Genomic DNA, 15,581 nt, shown 5'->3' on the forward strand with positions numbered 1-15,581 from the left:
CGAACATGAAGAAAATGCTGACCGCATTGGCCATGCTGGCCGCGACCCCGGCGATGGCTGCCGACAAGATGACCGTCCTCTTGGATTGGTTCATCAACCCCGATCACGGCCCGATCATCGTGGCGCAGGAAAAGGGCTATTTCGCCGATCAGGGCCTTGAGGTCGAGATTGTCGCGCCCGCAGACCCGTCTGCCCCGCCGCGTCTGGTTGCTGCCGGTCAGGCTGATCTGGCCGTGTCCTATCAGCCGCAGCTGCACCTGCAAATCCACGAAGGCCTGCCGCTCAAGCGCGTTGGTACATTGGTTGCGACCCCGCTGAACTGCCTGCTGGTTCTGGAAGAAGGCCCGATCAAATCGCCCGCCGATCTGAAGGGCAAGAAGATCGGCTTTTCGGTCGCCGGCGTGGAAGAGGCGGTTCTGGGCGCAGTTCTGGGCAAATACGACGTGGCGCTCAGCGATGTTGAGATGATCAATGTCAACTTCTCACTCTCGCCCTCGCTGATGTCGGGTCAGGTAGATGCGGTGATCGGTGCCTACCGGAACTTTGAGCTGAACCAGATGGACATCGAAGGAGAGCCTGGCACCTGCTTCTACATCGAGGAAGAGGGCGTGCCGTCTTATGACGAGCTCATCTATGTCGCCAACCCCGAGACGATGGATGCCGAAAAAGTGGCTCGCTTTCTGCGCGCGACCGAGCTGGCAACGCAGTACATTGTCAACAACCCGGTCAAAAGTTGGGAAATCTTCTCGGGCACCTCGACCGAGCTGCAGGATGAGCTGAACAAGCGCGCCTGGGTCGACACGCTGCCGCGCTTTGCCCTGCGCCCTGCCGGGTTCGACCATGGCCGCTATGCCCGGTTCGAGGCATTCCTGAAGGACAGCGGCATGATCGACAGCATCAACCCGGTTGATGCCATCACCATCGACGTGACCGCAAAATGAGCACGGCACCGGATTATGGCCGCGCCTTTGGCCTGATGCGCGCGGCTTCGGGCGATGTGTGGCGGGATTATACCCGCCACGCGTTTGTCGAGGGGCTTAAGGACGGCACCCTCCCGCGTGAGGCGTTCTTGCACTACCTGCGGCAGGACTATGTGTTCCTGATCCACTTCAGCCGCGCTTGGGCGCTGGCAGTGGTGAAATCGGAAACGCACGAGGAAATGCTGCTGGCCTCAGCCACAGTGAACGGCCTGATTAGCGAAGAGATGAAGCTGCACATCGGCATCTGTGCCGAGGCGGGGATCTCACAAGATGAGTTGTTCGCAACACCTGAGCGGCCCGAAAACTTGGCTTATACTCGCTTTGTACTGGAGGCGGGGTATTCCGGCGATCTGCTCAGCCTGCTGGCGGCGCTTGCACCCTGCGTCATGGGCTATGGTGAAATTGGCGCGCGTCTGTCGGACGAGGCGACCAGCGAGACCTATCGCGACTGGATCAACACTTATGCGGGCGATGAATATCAAGGGTCGGTCCGCGCAGTGGGTGAGCTACTGGATGGTGCGCTGACCCGTCGCTTGAGCGAGAACTATGACCAACTGCCGACTTGGGATGGCCTGTGCCGCACTTTCAACATGGCAACCCAACTTGAGGTCGGGTTCTGGCAGATGGGAATGACCCCGTAATGACCGCGCCCGAGATCATCGTTCAAGGGCAGGCCACCATTGGCGCGGCGCAGCTATTTGCGCCGTTGTCGCTGTCATTGGCAGCGGGAAAATGGACCTGCCTTCTGGGCGGCTCGGGCGTCGGGAAATCCACTGTGCTCAGGCTGATTGCCGGGTTGCAGACGGGGGCCGTGTTTGACGGCTCCATCACCGCATCAGATGGCGGTGAGGTGGTGCCGCGCGTAGCCTATATGGCACAGGACGACCTGCTGCTGCCTTGGGCGACGGTGACGCAGAATATTACGCTTGGCGCGCGGTTGCGCGGCGAAAGGCCCGATCAGGAGCGGCTGCAGCGGTTGTTGGGACGAGTGCGGTTGACTGAACACGCCAGCAAGAAACCAGCCGAGCTGTCGGGTGGGCAACGGCAGCGGGTGGCGCTTGCACGTACGTTGATGGAGGATAAACCGGTCATCCTGCTGGACGAGCCGTTTTCGGCGCTGGATGCGCAGACGAGGGCGGACATGCAGGACCTGGCGGTCGAACTGCTCGCCGGGCGCACGGTGCTCTTGGTGACTCATGATCCCGGAGAGGCCGCGCGTCTTGGGCATTCTATCGTGGTCATGGAGCAATCGGGGCTGACCCATTGTCCACCGCCAACAGCAGATGTACCGCGCAAGGTCGATGGCCTCGACACGCTGGCGGCACAGGCGGCTCTGCTGCGAATGCTACGGGGAGAGGCGGCATGACGCGCTATCTTCCCGCCTTAGCAGCGACCATCTTTGCCGTGGCGGTTTGGCAGGTGATCGTCTCTTTGACTGATCTGCCGAAGTTCATCCTGCCTGGACCGCTTTTGGTTGCGGAAACTTGGTGGAAGAACCGGGCCATCATTGCTGAACACACTCTGATCACCGGGATCGAGGTGCTGATTGGGTTGGGGCTAGGCGCGGCGCTTGGGGTCGTGACTGCGATCCAGCTAGCGACCTCGCGCGTGGCGCGGGTTTTGGTGCAACCGATGCTGGTGTTCACCCAAGCCCTGCCGGTCTTTGCCTTGGCGCCGATCCTGACGTTGTGGCTGGGCTATGGGCTGTGGTCCAAGGTGGCGATGGCTGTGCTGATCATCTATTTCCCGGTAACGGCATCCTTCTTTGACGGGCTTATGCGAACGCCGCCCGGTTACTTGGATCTGGCGCGTACAATGCAGGCCAACCCGCGCGCAGTGCTCTGGTACATCCGTATTCCGGCGGCACTGCCGAACCTTGCGTCTGGTTTGCGACTGGCGGCGGTCTATGCGCCGATTGGGGCAGTGATTGGTGAGTGGGTGGGCGCGTCCAAAGGGTTGGGCTACTTGATGCTTCTGGCCAACGGGCGCGCCAAAACCGATTTGATGTTTGCCGCGATGCTCACTCTTGGTGTCTTCTCGGTCCTGCTGCATTTGGCCGTGCGCAAGGCCACCGCACGGATGGCGGGTGAGGGCGGTTAACCTTTCAGAAACCGATTCGGGCAGAGGCTGTGGATATGACCCAAAATGCCTTTGCCGAAGCCCCAATGTTGTTTGACCTGGACGAGGCGCCCGAGGCCCCACTGCCATCGGGTCGGTTGCCGTCCTACATCAAGGATCACCGGAAGCGCCTGCGCGAAAGGTTCATGGAGGGCGGGGCAGCAGCCATGCCGGATTATGAGTTGTTGGAGCTGGTGCTTTTTCGTTCGATCCCCAGGCAAGATGTAAAACCCTTGGCACGGCTGCTGCTGGATACCTTTGGCGATTTCAACCGGGTGCTGACGGCCCCGGTTGAGCGGCTGCAAGAGGTCAAGGGCGTGGGCGACGCGGTGATCACGGACCTCAAGGTGCTCGAGGCGTCTGCGCATCGCATGGCGCGGGCGCGGGTGATGCAACGGCAAGTGATTTCCAGTTGGGATGCGTTGCTGGATTACTGCCACACCACCATGGCGCATCGCGAAACGGAACAATTCCGGGTGTTCTTTCTGGACCGCAAGAACGTGCTCATTGCGGATGAGGAACAGGCGCGCGGCACAGTAGATCACGTGCCGGTCTATCCACGCGAGGTGGCAAAGCGGGCGCTGGAACTGAACGCCTCGGCGCTCATCTTGGTGCACAATCATCCATCGGGCGACCCGACACCGTCGCAGTCGGACGTCGATATGACCAACCAGATCCAAAGCGCCTGCGTTGCACTTGGTTTGACGTTGCATGATCACCTGATCATCGGAAAATCGACCGAGCTGAGTTTTAGAGCTGAGGGGTATCTCTAGGGGGCGCTGCCCCCGTCGCTACGACTCCCCCGGAATATTTTCAAAAGAACGAAGGGGCTTAGCGCACCCAGACCTCGACCCTGCGGTTGACCTGACGGCCCCAGTCGCTGTCGTCGCAGGCCATGGGCATGGCCTCTCCAAAGGCGTCGACTGTGATATCGACCCGTTCTGGGTTTGCAGTCTCAGCTGCGCTCAAGACAGCATCACGCACAGCTTCGGCGCGTTTCATAGCAATTCTGGCGTTACCTGCTGCGGGACCTTCTCCGTCGCTGAATCCAACAAAGGCCAGTTGGCGGGCATCGTATTGACCAGCTTCAAGGGCGCGAGCCAATTGAGCGATGTTGGCGCGTGACTGCGCATCAGGGCGGGTCGACCCGGTTTCAAATCGGAACGAGGTCGACAGGCGCGTCATGGGCGACAGGCGCGTGATCATGCGCTGCAGCACGTCCAGTTGCACCTCTTCCCCCGCAGCGGCAATGGCATTGGCCAGGCGGTCGCCTTGGGCGTTCATCGAAATCAGCTCGGGCGTCTGATCGACAAATCCCGCGCGTCGGATCACAAGCTGGGCCGCCGGCCCGCGGGTGTAGGACAGGAATTGCCGTGCCAGGTCCGGCAGGCGCCGGGCAGGCAGGTAGAGAAACATCGGCGAGTTAAGAGGGTAATCCTCGGTCTTGATGGTGCGGCGGCTGGCAGAAAGGGAGAAGCCGCAGGACCCGGTGAGGGTCAATGCCCGTGCGGTTCCGGTTTCGGCAAAGCTGGCAATCCCAATGGCGAAAGGATCGGTCGTGACCGCGCGCGCCAAATCGCTGCTGCGTCTGTGGCGGATGACATCTGCAACCAGCGATGCGTTCAAAGGGCGCAACAGACGATCCTCGGCGGCTTGCGCCAAGCCAGAGCCCGCAGATGGCAGATGAACCGAAATCGGTGCATCCGGGCCGCCCAAATCCTGCCAGTTGGTTATGTTACCTGCATAGACGTCGGCCAATTGTGGAAGCGAGATGCGGTGCACCGGATTGCCGGGCGCCACGACCGGCACCATGGCATCCAGGGCCAGAACACGTGAGCGGTTGGCCCCCGTCATGTCACCCATCCCGGCCTCGCGCGCGAGCTTGCGCTCGTCGGGTCTGATCTCGCGCAGCGCCATAACGATGTCGGCTTCATTTGCAAGGAGATCGGCAAACCCCTCGTCGGTGGAAGTCACGCGAAATGTAAACTCGGCGATCGGCGAGGTACCTGGTCCCTGGCCGAGGATGTACAAAAACTGTGCGCCGCTCAGGTTCTTGCGCTGTGCTTGATACCCGTTACGCAGGGCGAACCCTTCGATCAGGGCGGGCAGCAAAACCTCGGCCATGGTCGAAGATCCCGAAAGGGTGATCTTTGCAACAAAGTCCACAAGGCTGGGGCAGGCGGGGCCGTCACAGGTTACACCTGATCCGTCCACTGTCAGCTCGCCGAATTGAGTGTCGACGCGATAGAACTCGCCATCGAAACCCAGCAGGGTTCCGTTGATTTCGACTTTACCGTCGCGCGACGTCAGCGTTATGTCCTGCGCGAACACGGCCAAAGGGGCGACCAAAAGAAAAAGTGCGGCGAAAACCGCCGCACGAGACCAAGCCATGAGAAACCTGAAATTACCTGCGGATCATTTGGCCGCGATTTTCAGGTCTTCGACAAGATTATTCAACACCAGAAAATCACCTGCGGCGTCACATCCGGGGATTGACAATGTCAGGTCACGTGTTCGCAGAGCATTACCGTCGCGACGTTCCAGTGATTGCGCCGAAATCTCGCGTCCGCAATTGGCCTGGGTCACTTCGGCCTCAATGCTCAGGGCGACGGTACCTGCGGTGCCTGCGGTTCCACGGGGAAAGCTGTATACTTCGGCCAATTGCGGTTGGAACGTGTCATCACGACCCAAACTGACAAAGGTTCCTTGACCGGCATCAGTGGCATCGGCCCAGACATGGCCTGTATCGCCATATCCGGCGCCAAACTCGCGCGCATGGATTTGCAAGCCTGCGCGGTCGGCCCATTGTACGGCGACGCGGTCGATCAGGTCCAAACCGGCCACTTGCGTCATTGCAACTGCGCCCTTGCCATGGCCAAAGTCCACGACAAAGACCGCGTTTTTGGACAAGGCCGGAATGGTAACGCTCAGCTGGCCGTGTTCATCAGTGATTTCTGTGAAGATCAGCCCGCTGTGATGCACGCTGATCCGCTGGTTGCCGTAACAAGGTGCCTCAACCGACAGAGTGACACTGGCCATCGGCGCCGGGGCTGTAGTTGCCGTGACGGCGCATCCCAATTGCGGCACTTCGGGGTCCTGGGGTGTTTCCGGCAGGACGGCGCCGTCCAGCAGGCCGTGTCCCGAATTCACTCCTTCGAGCGGGGCGTCGGGCAGGCGTCGGGGCGCGGGCAAATCAGGCAAGGCAGACGTCAGCGTGATGTCCTGAACGCTATCCAGAACTTTGTCGTCGGTCATCGCCTCTGTGGTTACGATTTGCTCGACTGACGCGGGCTGCACCGACACGATTGCCGGTTTGGTCGCAATGTTGGGGTTCCGATACGGGCTGTCTTGCTTCATCAAATAGCCGGTCGCAAGCGCGCAAGCCACCGTACCGGTGGCCATCAGGATTCTACGTCGAGCAGGCAACATTCCACACCTCATCACACATTGGCTCAGAGGCAGTGTCGTTAAAAAAGACGGCCATGGTGTGGCCGCCTTTGGGATTCATTTTGTCAGAGATAAGGCAGGGCTTACGCCAGCCGACCGTGACAGTGTTTGAATTTCTTGCCCGAACCGCAGGGGCATTTGTCGTTGCGTGACGGATTACCCCAGGTGCTGGGATCGTTTTCGTCAAAGCCAGGCAGAGCATCGCCCGAGGCTTCGGCCTCGGCAATTGCTTCGGCCTGGTTGGTGGCATCTGCGGCGGCCTGCTGCATCTGGGCTTGCTGAGCGGCCATCTGCGCCATCATCTCGCGCTGCTCTTCTTCGGTCAGCGGACGAACCATGGCCAGTTGCTGGGTCACGGTTTCGCGTAGACCGTCAAGCATGCCTTCGAACAACTGGAAGCTCTCGTTCTTGTATTCGTTGAGCGGGTCACGCTGCGCATAGCCGCGGAAACCCACAACCGAGCGCAGATGTTCAAGTGTCAGCAAATGTTCACGCCACTTGCTGTCGATGGTCTGCAGCAGCACCTGCTTTTCGATGTTGCGCATGTTCTCGGGGCCGAAATCGACGGCCTTTTTGGCCATCTGCTCGTCCGTGGCCTTGACCAGACGCTCGCGGATCTCTTCGTCATCGACGCCTTCTTCGGCGGCCCATTCGACAACGGGTACATCAATGCCCAGCTTTTCCATGACCGAGGCATGCAGACCTTCGGTGTCCCATTGGTCGGCATAGGTTTTGGGCGGCATGTGCTGGTCAATCAGATCGTCGATCACCTGCTCGCGCATGTCCGAAACGATTTCGTTCAGGTCATCGGCGGACATGATTTCGCGGCGCTGGCTAAAGATCACCTTACGCTGGTCGTTCATCACGTCGTCGAACTTCAGAACGTTTTTACGAATGTCAAAGTTGCGGCCTTCGACCTTGGCTTGAGCGCGCTCCAGCGATTTGTTCACCCAAGGGTGGATGATCGCTTCGCCTTCTTTCATGCCTAGGGTCGTCAGTACCTTGTCCAGGCGCTCCGAGCCAAAGATGCGCATCAGGTCGTCTTCGAGGCTCAGGAAGAACACGGTGCGACCGGGGTCACCCTGACGACCGGAGCGGCCGCGCAGCTGGTTGTCGATGCGGCGACTTTCGTGACGTTCGGACGCCAGAACAAACAGGCCACCCGCTTCGAGCACCTTTTGCTTTTCTTCCGCGTGGCGCGCCTCTTCCTTGGCGCGCAGCTCGGCCGGGTCGGCCTCGGGGTCAGCCGCGATCGCGGCAAGCACGTTCATTTCGACGTTGCCGCCCAGCTGAATGTCTGTGCCGCGGCCAGCCATGTTTGTAGCGATGGTCACAGCGGCCAAATGGCCCGCGTCGGCAACGATCTGAGCTTCTTGCTCGTGTTGGCGGGCGTTCAGGACGTTGTGTTTGATCCCCTCGGCCGTCAGCATCTGGCTGAGCATTTCCGATTTCTCGATCGAGGTCGTGCCGGCCAGAACCGGCTGTCCCTTCTCGTTGGCCTGCTTGATCTCGCGGATCATGGCCTCATATTTCTCTGTCGCTGTGCGATAGACTTGGTCGTCTTCGTCGACCCGGGCGATGGGGCGGTTGGTCGGAACCTCGACCACACCCAGATTGTAGATCTCGCCAAATTCTTCGGCCTCGGTCGCGGCGGTGCCGGTCATGCCTGAAAGCTTGTCATAAAGGCGGAAGTAGTTCTGGAAGGTTACGCTGGCGAGCGTCACGTTCTCGGGCTGGATCTGTGCGTTTTCCTTGGCTTCGATCGCCTGGTGCAGACCGTCCGACAGGCGGCGGCCCGGCATCATTCGACCGGTGAATTCGTCGATCAAAACGACCTCGCCATCGCGGACGATGTAGTCCTTGTCACGGGTAAACAGCTTATGCGCGCGCAGGCCCTGGTTGACGTGGTGCACTACGGTGGTGCTTTCCGGGTCATAGAGTGACTGCTCTGCATCCAGCAGGCCGCGGGCCTTGAGCTGTTCTTCGAGGAACTCGTTGCCCTCGTCGGTAAAGGTCACGTTGCGGGATTTTTCGTCAAGCTCATAGTGATCGTCGCTCAGCGAGGGGATCACCGCGTCGATGGCTACATACAGATCCGAGCGGTCCTGAGCGGGACCGGAGATGATTAGCGGTGTCCGCGCCTCGTCGATCAGGATCGAGTCGACCTCATCCACGATGGCAAAGTTGTGATACTTCTGGAACACCTGGTCCAATTCGGACTTCATGTTGTCGCGCAGATAGTCAAAACCCAACTCGTTGTTGGTCGAATAGGTGACATCGCTGGAATACGCGGCCATCTTTTCGGGGTCGGGCTGGTTGGAATAGACCACGCCGGTGGTCATGCCGAGCGCGCCAAACACCTTGCCCATCCATTCCGAGTCACGTTTGGCCAGGTATTCGTTGACCGTGACCACATGCACGCCCTTGCCGGTCAAAGCATTCAAATAGGCCGGGAAGGTTGCGACAAGGGTCTTGCCCTCACCCGTCTTCATTTCCGAGATGTTGCCCTGATGCAGAAACACGCCCCCCATCAGCTGTGTATCGAAGGCACGCAAACCCAGGGCGCGCTTGGCGCCTTCACGGCAGTTGGCAAAAGCTTCGGGTAGCAAGTCGTCCAGCTTCTCGCCATCCAGCGCGCGTTTGCGCAACTCGGCGGTCTTTTCGATCAGGCCCTCGTCGGACAGTTTTTCGAACTCTTCTTCCAGTGCGTTGATCTTGGCGATCAGCGGGCGGGTCGCCTTGATCTTGCGGTCGTTCGGCGTTCCGAAGACCTTTTTGGCAAGCGTTCCGAATCCCAGCATGTTCACTCCAACGGATCTATCAGCATCGTGCATTTCGACAGGCTTGCCCGCCTTGCGCTCAACCCATAGATACGGGGGGTGAAAGGCGGTCCTGTCCTAGGCTTCAAGCGATGTAAGCGGCAGGTCATAGAGTGTCAACGCCGCGCCCCGTCGCGGCCTGAGAATAGGATGATTTGAATGCCCAAAGGCCTCACTTTTTTGCCATCGCTGGCGTTGGCTGTCGTTATGGCCCTGCCGTTGGCAGCCGAGACCAAACCGACCGCCGATACGGTTGTTGCCAGCGTCAACGGCGAAGACATCACTTTGGGTCACATGATCCTGGCACGTGCGGCCCTGCCGCAGCAGTATCAGCAGTTGCCGGATGAAGTTCTGTATCAGGCGATCCTGGATCAACTGATCCAACAGAACCTGCTGAAACAGTCGCGTGGCACGGATGTGCCCAAACATGTTGAGTTGGCGCTGGAGAACGAGCAGCGCTCGCTGCTGGCGGCAGACGTGCTGGAAGACATCGCAAGCGGTGCGATGTCGGATGATGCGGTGCAGGCGGCTTATGACGCGCAGTATTCGGATTGGACCGGTGGCGACGAATTCCAAGCCTCGCACATCTTGGTCGAGACTGAGGAAGAGGCCAAGGCAATCAAGGCCGATCTGGACAACGGCGCCGATTTCGCCGCGATGGCCAAGGAAAAGTCGACCGGCCCTTCCGGTCCCAACGGCGGCTCGCTTGGATGGTTCGGCATGGGTGCCATGGTGCCCGAGTTCGAAGCGGCCGTTGTCGACCTGAGCCCCGGAGAGGTTTCGGCCCCGGTCAAAACGCAGTTTGGCTGGCACGTCGTGCTGCTCAGTGACAAGCGCAAGGCCGAAGCGCCGACACTGGACGAAGTGCGCGGTGAGTTGGCGACCAAGATCCAACAGGACGCGGTGGACGCCAAAGTGGCCGAGCTGACCAAAGCAGGCGAGATCGAGCGCCCCGAGGTCGAAGGTCTGGAGCCGTCTGTACTGCGCGACGTCGAACTGGTTCAGGAGTAAGACCCATGGCCACGATCACCAAAGTCTCGCCTTTGGCACCTGCTGCGTTTCCGAAGCTGCCGGTCATTGACGGTGTGCGATTCGCCACCGTCGAAGCGGGTGTGCGGTATCAGGGCCGAACCGACGTCATGCTGGCGGTTTTGCAGCCGGGCACATCGGTGGCGGGCGTATTCACACGCTCAGCCACTCGGGCAGCTCCGGTTTTGGATTGTCAGGAGAAAATTGGCGGGGCCAGCGATGGTCCCGCTGCGATCCTTGTGAACTCGGGCAATGCCAACGCGTTCACCGGGCACTATGGCCAGGCCTCGGTCGCGGCGGTGACGCAGGCGGTTGCGGATGTGACGGGTGTTGCGGTCGAGCGGGTGTTCACCTCGTCCACAGGGGTGATCGGCGAGCCTTTGGCGCATGACCGCATTCTGGCGCAGCTCGACGCGCTGAATGGCGCGCTGTCAGGGGACGCGATCGAAGACGCTGCGCGTGCTATCATGACCACGGATACGTTCCCCAAAGGGGCAAGCGCGCAGGTCGAGATCGATGGCCAGACAGTGTCGATTGCTGGCATCGCCAAGGGCTCGGGCATGATTGCGCCGGACATGGCGACGATGCTGGTCTACATTTTCACAGACGCCAAGGTTGAACAGAGCGCGCTGCAGGCAATGTTGAGCAGCCAGACGGATACTTCGTTCAACTGCATCACTGTCGACAGCGACACCTCGACCTCGGACAGTTTGCTGCTCTGTGCGACAGGCGCGTCGGGCGTGGATGCCACCGGCAATACCACCTTTGCCGATGCGCTGAACGGCGTGATGCTTGATCTGGCGCATCAGGTGGTGCGCGACGGCGAAGGGGCGACCAAATTCGTGGAAATCCGCGTGACCGGCGCGACATCGGATGCGGACGCCAAAGTGCACGGGTTGGCGATTGCGAACTCGCCGTTGATCAAGACCGCTGTGGCGGGGGAGGACCCCAACTGGGGCCGGGTGGTCATGGCCATTGGCAAATCGGGCGCAGCTGCAGACCGCGACAAGCTGAGCATTTCGTTCGGTGACATCCTGGTTGCCGAAAACGGATGGGTCAGCCCGACCTACAGCGAAGATGAGGCCGCGGCTTATATGAAGGGCCAAGAGCTGGTGATCGGTGTTGATCTGGGGCTGGGCGACGGGCGGTCGACCGTCTGGACCTGTGACCTGACACACGGCTATATCGAGATCAACGCGGACTATCGCTCATGAAAACGGTTTTGGTGTCGGCGGTTGCGCTGATTGATGTAGATGGACGGGTGCTGTTGGCACAGCGCCCCGAAGGCAAATCCATGGCTGGTCTATGGGAGTTTCCGGGCGGCAAGGTCGAGGCCGGAGAAACACCCGAGGTCGCCCTGATCCGAGAGCTGGAAGAGGAGTTGGGGATCAACACTTGGGCTTCCTGCCTGGCACCACTGACCTTTGCCAGTCACAGCTATGACGATTTCCATCTGCTGATGCCGCTCTTTGCCTGCCGGAAATGGGACGGAATCCCGCAATCGAAAGAAGGCCAGGCATTGAAGTGGGTCAAGGCAAACGAGTTGCGAGACTACCCTATGCCAGCCGCCGATGTACCGTTGATTCCGATCCTAAGGGATTGGTTGTAGCGGTTCCGTGATTCGCGCTTAAGGTGTGTTTCCGCTTTTGATCGTTCGGGCATATCTAGGCTGAATAGCCTTGATATAGACGATATTTGGTGGCCTACCCTTAAGCCCAAGAAATAAAAGGCAGAGTTTAAGTATATTTTTACTCTCCTTTATGGTATAAAGAACTTGTCTGTTCCTTTGGGGAGGATTTGACTTGCTTCGTACGATCACAATCGGCAGCTGTGTCTCGATTCAGGGCACATTTGTCCGCAGTTTGCCAAACGGGCGCATTGCCGTCCGTGTAGATGACAAGGTGTACGTCGGTAAGCCTATTACCGCGGTCGCTTGAATGTAATTTGCACCACCACTCACACTGACTGCAAAAAAGGGATGGCGTTTGCTGTCCCCTTTTTGTTTTTGACGTCAGAATGAAAAACGGCGGCCATTGAGGGCCGCCGTTTTCGATTTCGATTGATATGCGATCAGTCGAGGGTTCGAGTAACTTCTTCGCGTTCGAAAATCTCGATCACATCGCCTGCACGGATATCGTCGTAGTTTTCGAATGCCATACCGCATTCCTGACCCGACTGAACCTCGGGCACTTCGTCCTTGAAGCGCTTGAGCGTCTTCAGCGTGCCTTCGTGGATCACGACGTTGTCGCGCAGCAGGCGAACACCTGCGGAGCGGCGGGCAACACCTTCGGTGACCAGACAGCCGGCGACTTTGCCCACGCCGGTGACCTTGAAGACTTCGCGAATTTCGGCGTAACCGATGAAGTTCTCGCGGATCTCGGCGCTCAGCAGGCCCGATGCGGCGGCTTTAACGTCGTCCACAAGGTCATAGATGACCGAGTAGTAACGGATCTCGACGCCCTTCTGGTTGGCGGTGTTCCGGGCCGAGGCGTTGGCACGAACGTTAAAGCCCATAACCGGTGCGCCAGAGGCTTCCGCCAGGCCGATGTCGGTCTCGGTGATCGCACCCACGCCCGAGTGCAGCACGCGCACGCGCACCTCGTTGTTGCCGATCTTTTCCATCGCCTGAACGATGGCTTCGGCAGAACCTTGTACGTCCGCTTTGACCAGGATCGGAAGCTCAGAGACGCTTTCGTCTTCCTTGGCCTTCTGCATCAGCTGTTCCAGCGTGGTCGCAGCACCGGCAGCAGCGCGTTTGTCCTTGGCGGCTTGTTCGCGATATTCGGCGATCTCGCGCGCCTGCGCTTCGGTCTCGGTCACATTCAGAACGTCGCCTGCTTCGGGTGTGCCATTCAGGCCCAGAACCTCGACTGGAACCGAGGGGCCGGCCTCTTTGACGCGCTCGCCCTTGTCGTTGATCAGGGCGCGGACCTTACCGTACTGCTCACCCACAACAAAGATGTCGCCCTGGCGCAGTGTGCCGTTCTGAACGAGAACAGTGGCAACGGGGCCGCGGCCCACGTCCAGCTGTGCTTCGATAACGGCGCCCTGAGCGGCGCGTCCCGGGTTGGCCTTGAGCTCCAGGATTTCAGCCTGCAGCGCAATGGCCTCAAGCAGTTCATCCAGACCCTGACCGGTGTGCGCGGACACTTCGACGTCCTGCACTTCACCCGACATGGCTTCCACGATCACTTCGTGTTGCAGCAACTCGGCGCGGACCTTGTTGGGGTCGGCAGCGGGTTTGTCGCACTTGTTGATCGCTACGATCATCGGGACTTCGGCCGCTTTAGCGTGGTTGATCGCTTCGATGGTCTGCGGCATGACCGAGTCGTCAGCCGCCACAACCAGAACCACGATGTCCGTCACCTGAGCACCACGCGAGCGCATCGAGGTAAAGGCCGCGTGGCCCGGAGTATCCAGGAAGCTCAGCACCGCGCCGCTTTCGGTTTTCACCTGATAGGCACCAATGTGCTGGGTGATACCGCCGGCTTCGCCCGCCACAACGCGGGCGTTGCGGATGGCGTCCAGGATCGAGGTTTTGCCGTGGTCGACGTGACCCATGATCGTGATGACCGGGGGGCGCGATTCCAGATCTTCGTCCTTGTCTTCGACCTCTTTGATGACGTCCTCGACGTCCGAGTCCGAAACGCGGGTGACCTTGTGGCCAAATTCTTCGATGATCAGTTCGGCTGTATCGGCGTCGATGGTCTGGTTCTGCGTAACCATCATGCCCATGTTCATCAGCGATTTCACGACGTCAGCCACACGTTCGGCCATACGGTTGGCCAGCTCCGACACCACAATGGCCTCGGGCAGCTGTACGTCACGGATCACCTTTTCACGCTCGACCGAGCCGCCCATGGCTTTCTGACGCGCACGCTCTTGCTTGCGCTTCATGGACGCCATCGAACGCTGGCGGTTGTTTTCGCCACCTGTGGCCTGACCCAATGTCAGCTTGCCCGAACGGCGACCATCGTCGCGGCCCTTACCGCGGGTATTGCGCTGCTCGCGCTCGCGGTCGGACTTGCGTGGGGTCGCGGCAGGTGCCGGTTTGTTGGGCGCGGGGCGCGATGGCGCGTCAGCTTTTGGCGCGGGTGCCTCGGCGGCACGTTTCGCGACCTCTTCAGCCTCTTTGCGCTTGCGTTCTTCTTCTTCGGCCTTTTGACGAGCTTTTTCAGCGCGTTCCTGTTCTTCGCGTTCCTTGGCTTCTGCCTCGGCGCGGCGACGGGCGCGTTCTTCTTCCCGGGCCTTCTCTTCAGCGGCGCGTTTGGCCGTTTCTTCGACTTCGCGGGCCTTGGCGGCCTGGACGGCCTTCAGGCGGCGCGCCATTTCCGCGTCTGTGATGCCAGCCGGGCGACGCGACGGATCACCCGCAGGGGCCGAGCCCCCGGGCTTGCCAGCGCCGGGCTTGGGAACCACCACGCGCTTGCGTTTGGTTTCCACCACGACATTCTTGGTCCGTCCGTGGCTGAAACTCTGTTTCACATTCCCCGGGCGGGACCCACGCAGACCCAATGTCTTTTTGCCGTCACTATCGCTCATAAAGCCTAACTACCCTTCCGTGCGGCCCTTGCCGCCGTCATCCGTTTCGCGCACGCCACGTAAACGCTGCGCTTCCTCTACAACACGTTTACTGAGTCCACCAGAGGCGAGGGCGGCATGTATCACAGTTTGGCGTCCAAATGCCATGCCTAACTCGTCTGCGGTCAGCCAACCGATGTATTTACCCCGGTGTGGCGTGCTCAATTTCGATTTTCCGCGTCCCGATCCGTCCGAGGCCTGCAGCAAAACCTGCGCCTCTTCCCTGTCGAGCATTGTTTTGACCTTTTCGTACCCGGCGACCGCATCGCCGGATTTGCGTGCAAGGCTCAGCAGGTCGATCACGCGGCGGGCCAGCTGGCGCTCGACGTCGTCGACCAGATCGCTTGCCACCGTCACCTGCATTTTGAAGCTGCGGGAAAACAGCTTTTTTTGCACAGCCTTGATAAGTGCCGCCCGGTCCGCTGCGACATAGGCGCCGCGACCAGGCAATTTGCCCATCACATCCGGATAGACCTGACCGTCAGGGCCCACCACAAAGCGAATCAGCCCGTATTTCGGCTGTACTTCACCCGTGGCAATGCACTTGCGGTCTGGACCATCCGAGTGATCCTTTGGAACGCCACCGCGACCCATCTCGAACCCCCTG

The 15,581-nt window shown here is 60.0% G+C and carries 13 protein-coding genes; 8 read left to right on the forward strand and 5 right to left on the reverse strand.

Translation table 11 applies throughout. The features are described from left to right. Window positions 1–5: 5 nt before the first annotated feature. Genes TRM7615_RS02715 through radC form a run of 5 tightly spaced genes read left to right on the forward strand, consistent with a single transcriptional unit; the run spans window position 6 to window position 3,871 of the window. On the forward strand, window positions 6–941 hold the full coding sequence (locus tag TRM7615_RS02715) for an ABC transporter substrate-binding protein (RefSeq protein ID WP_108785345.1): 936 nt from the start codon (window positions 6–8) through the stop codon (window positions 939–941). Then, on the forward strand, window positions 938–1,621 hold the full coding sequence (tenA, locus tag TRM7615_RS02720) for a thiaminase II (RefSeq protein WP_108785346.1): 684 nt from the start codon (window positions 938–940) through the stop codon (window positions 1,619–1,621). Before TRM7615_RS02715 ends, tenA begins: the two co-directional genes overlap by 4 nt. Further along, the gene (locus TRM7615_RS02725; RefSeq protein WP_108785347.1) at window positions 1,621–2,346 is read left to right on the forward strand and encodes an ABC transporter ATP-binding protein; all 726 of its coding nucleotides are present in this window, start codon (window positions 1,621–1,623) and stop codon (window positions 2,344–2,346) included. The genes tenA and TRM7615_RS02725 overlap by 1 nt, the downstream gene beginning before the upstream one ends. Beyond that, entirely contained in the window at window positions 2,343–3,080 is a 738-nt protein-coding gene (locus tag TRM7615_RS02730; protein ID WP_108785348.1) for an ABC transporter permease, read from the forward strand. Before TRM7615_RS02725 ends, TRM7615_RS02730 begins: the two co-directional genes overlap by 4 nt. 35 nt (window positions 3,081–3,115) lie before the next feature. Further along, window positions 3,116–3,871, forward strand: a complete 756-nt coding sequence (radC, locus tag TRM7615_RS02735; protein ID WP_108785349.1) for a RadC family protein — start codon at window positions 3,116–3,118, stop codon at window positions 3,869–3,871. Window positions 3,872–3,929: 58 nt separating this feature from the next. Here the strand turns inward: radC and TRM7615_RS02740 are convergent, their stop codons facing one another. From TRM7615_RS02740 to secA, 3 genes are all read right to left on the reverse strand, one after another. Next, window positions 3,930–5,489, reverse strand: a complete 1,560-nt coding sequence (locus TRM7615_RS02740) for a substrate-binding domain-containing protein (protein WP_108785350.1) — start codon at window positions 5,487–5,489, stop codon at window positions 3,930–3,932. Between the two features lie 24 nt (window positions 5,490–5,513). Then, window positions 5,514–6,527: a hypothetical protein gene (locus TRM7615_RS02745; protein WP_165821345.1), complete on the reverse strand. Its 1,014-nt coding sequence runs from the start codon at window positions 6,525–6,527 to the stop codon at window positions 5,514–5,516. 101 nt (window positions 6,528–6,628) lie between these two features. Next, window positions 6,629–9,346, reverse strand: a complete 2,718-nt coding sequence (secA, locus tag TRM7615_RS02750) for a preprotein translocase subunit SecA (RefSeq protein ID WP_108785352.1) — start codon at window positions 9,344–9,346, stop codon at window positions 6,629–6,631. Window positions 9,347–9,523: 177 nt separating this feature from the next. Here secA and TRM7615_RS02755 point away from each other — a divergent pair, with 177 nt between their 5' ends. Genes TRM7615_RS02755 through mutT form a run of 3 tightly spaced genes read left to right on the forward strand, consistent with a single transcriptional unit; the run spans window position 9,524 to window position 12,002 of the window. Then, on the forward strand, window positions 9,524–10,375 hold the full coding sequence (locus TRM7615_RS02755; RefSeq protein WP_108785353.1) for a peptidylprolyl isomerase: 852 nt from the start codon (window positions 9,524–9,526) through the stop codon (window positions 10,373–10,375). Between the two features lie 5 nt (window positions 10,376–10,380). Continuing rightward, entirely contained in the window at window positions 10,381–11,607 is a 1,227-nt protein-coding gene (gene argJ / locus TRM7615_RS02760) for a bifunctional glutamate N-acetyltransferase/amino-acid acetyltransferase ArgJ (protein WP_108785354.1), read from the forward strand. Then, window positions 11,604–12,002 (forward strand): 8-oxo-dGTP diphosphatase MutT, encoded by a 399-nt coding sequence (gene mutT, locus TRM7615_RS02765; RefSeq protein ID WP_108785355.1) that lies wholly within the window; start codon window positions 11,604–11,606, stop codon window positions 12,000–12,002. Before argJ ends, mutT begins: the two co-directional genes overlap by 4 nt. A 461-nt stretch (window positions 12,003–12,463) precedes the next feature. Here mutT and infB read toward each other — a convergent pair whose 3' ends face one another. Both infB and TRM7615_RS02775 read right to left on the reverse strand, forming a co-directional pair. Next, window positions 12,464–14,935, reverse strand: a complete 2,472-nt coding sequence (gene infB, locus TRM7615_RS02770; RefSeq protein WP_108785356.1) for a translation initiation factor IF-2 — start codon at window positions 14,933–14,935, stop codon at window positions 12,464–12,466. A gap of 9 nt (window positions 14,936–14,944) precedes the next feature. Further along, on the reverse strand, window positions 14,945–15,568 hold the full coding sequence (locus TRM7615_RS02775; protein WP_108785357.1) for an RNA-binding protein: 624 nt from the start codon (window positions 15,566–15,568) through the stop codon (window positions 14,945–14,947). Window positions 15,569–15,581 lie beyond the last annotated feature (13 nt).

Origin of the sequence: Falsiruegeria mediterranea M17 (assembly GCF_900302455.1) — a bacterium.
GTDB classification, from domain to species: Bacteria; Pseudomonadota; Alphaproteobacteria; order Rhodobacterales; family Rhodobacteraceae; genus Falsiruegeria; species Falsiruegeria mediterranea.

Coding starts and splice junctions, on each gene's coding strand:
- TRM7615_RS02715 (WP_108785345.1), top strand. CDS start 6: ATGAAGAAAATGCTGACCGCATTGGCCATGCTGGCCGCGACCCCGGCG.
- tenA (WP_108785346.1), top strand. CDS start 938: ATGAGCACGGCACCGGATTATGGCCGCGCCTTTGGCCTGATGCGCGCG.
- TRM7615_RS02725 (WP_108785347.1), top strand. CDS start 1,621: ATGACCGCGCCCGAGATCATCGTTCAAGGGCAGGCCACCATTGGCGCG.
- TRM7615_RS02730 (WP_108785348.1), top strand. CDS start 2,343: ATGACGCGCTATCTTCCCGCCTTAGCAGCGACCATCTTTGCCGTGGCG.
- radC (WP_108785349.1), top strand. CDS start 3,116: ATGACCCAAAATGCCTTTGCCGAAGCCCCAATGTTGTTTGACCTGGAC.
- TRM7615_RS02740 (WP_108785350.1), bottom strand. CDS start 5,489: ATGGCTTGGTCTCGTGCGGCGGTTTTCGCCGCACTTTTTCTTTTGGTC.
- TRM7615_RS02745 (WP_165821345.1), bottom strand. CDS start 6,527: ATGTTGCCTGCTCGACGTAGAATCCTGATGGCCACCGGTACGGTGGCT.
- secA (WP_108785352.1), bottom strand. CDS start 9,346: ATGCTGGGATTCGGAACGCTTGCCAAAAAGGTCTTCGGAACGCCGAAC.
- TRM7615_RS02755 (WP_108785353.1), top strand. CDS start 9,524: ATGCCCAAAGGCCTCACTTTTTTGCCATCGCTGGCGTTGGCTGTCGTT.
- argJ (WP_108785354.1), top strand. CDS start 10,381: ATGGCCACGATCACCAAAGTCTCGCCTTTGGCACCTGCTGCGTTTCCG.
- mutT (WP_108785355.1), top strand. CDS start 11,604: ATGAAAACGGTTTTGGTGTCGGCGGTTGCGCTGATTGATGTAGATGGA.
- infB (WP_108785356.1), bottom strand. CDS start 14,935: ATGAGCGATAGTGACGGCAAAAAGACATTGGGTCTGCGTGGGTCCCGC.
- TRM7615_RS02775 (WP_108785357.1), bottom strand. CDS start 15,568: ATGGGTCGCGGTGGCGTTCCAAAGGATCACTCGGATGGTCCAGACCGC.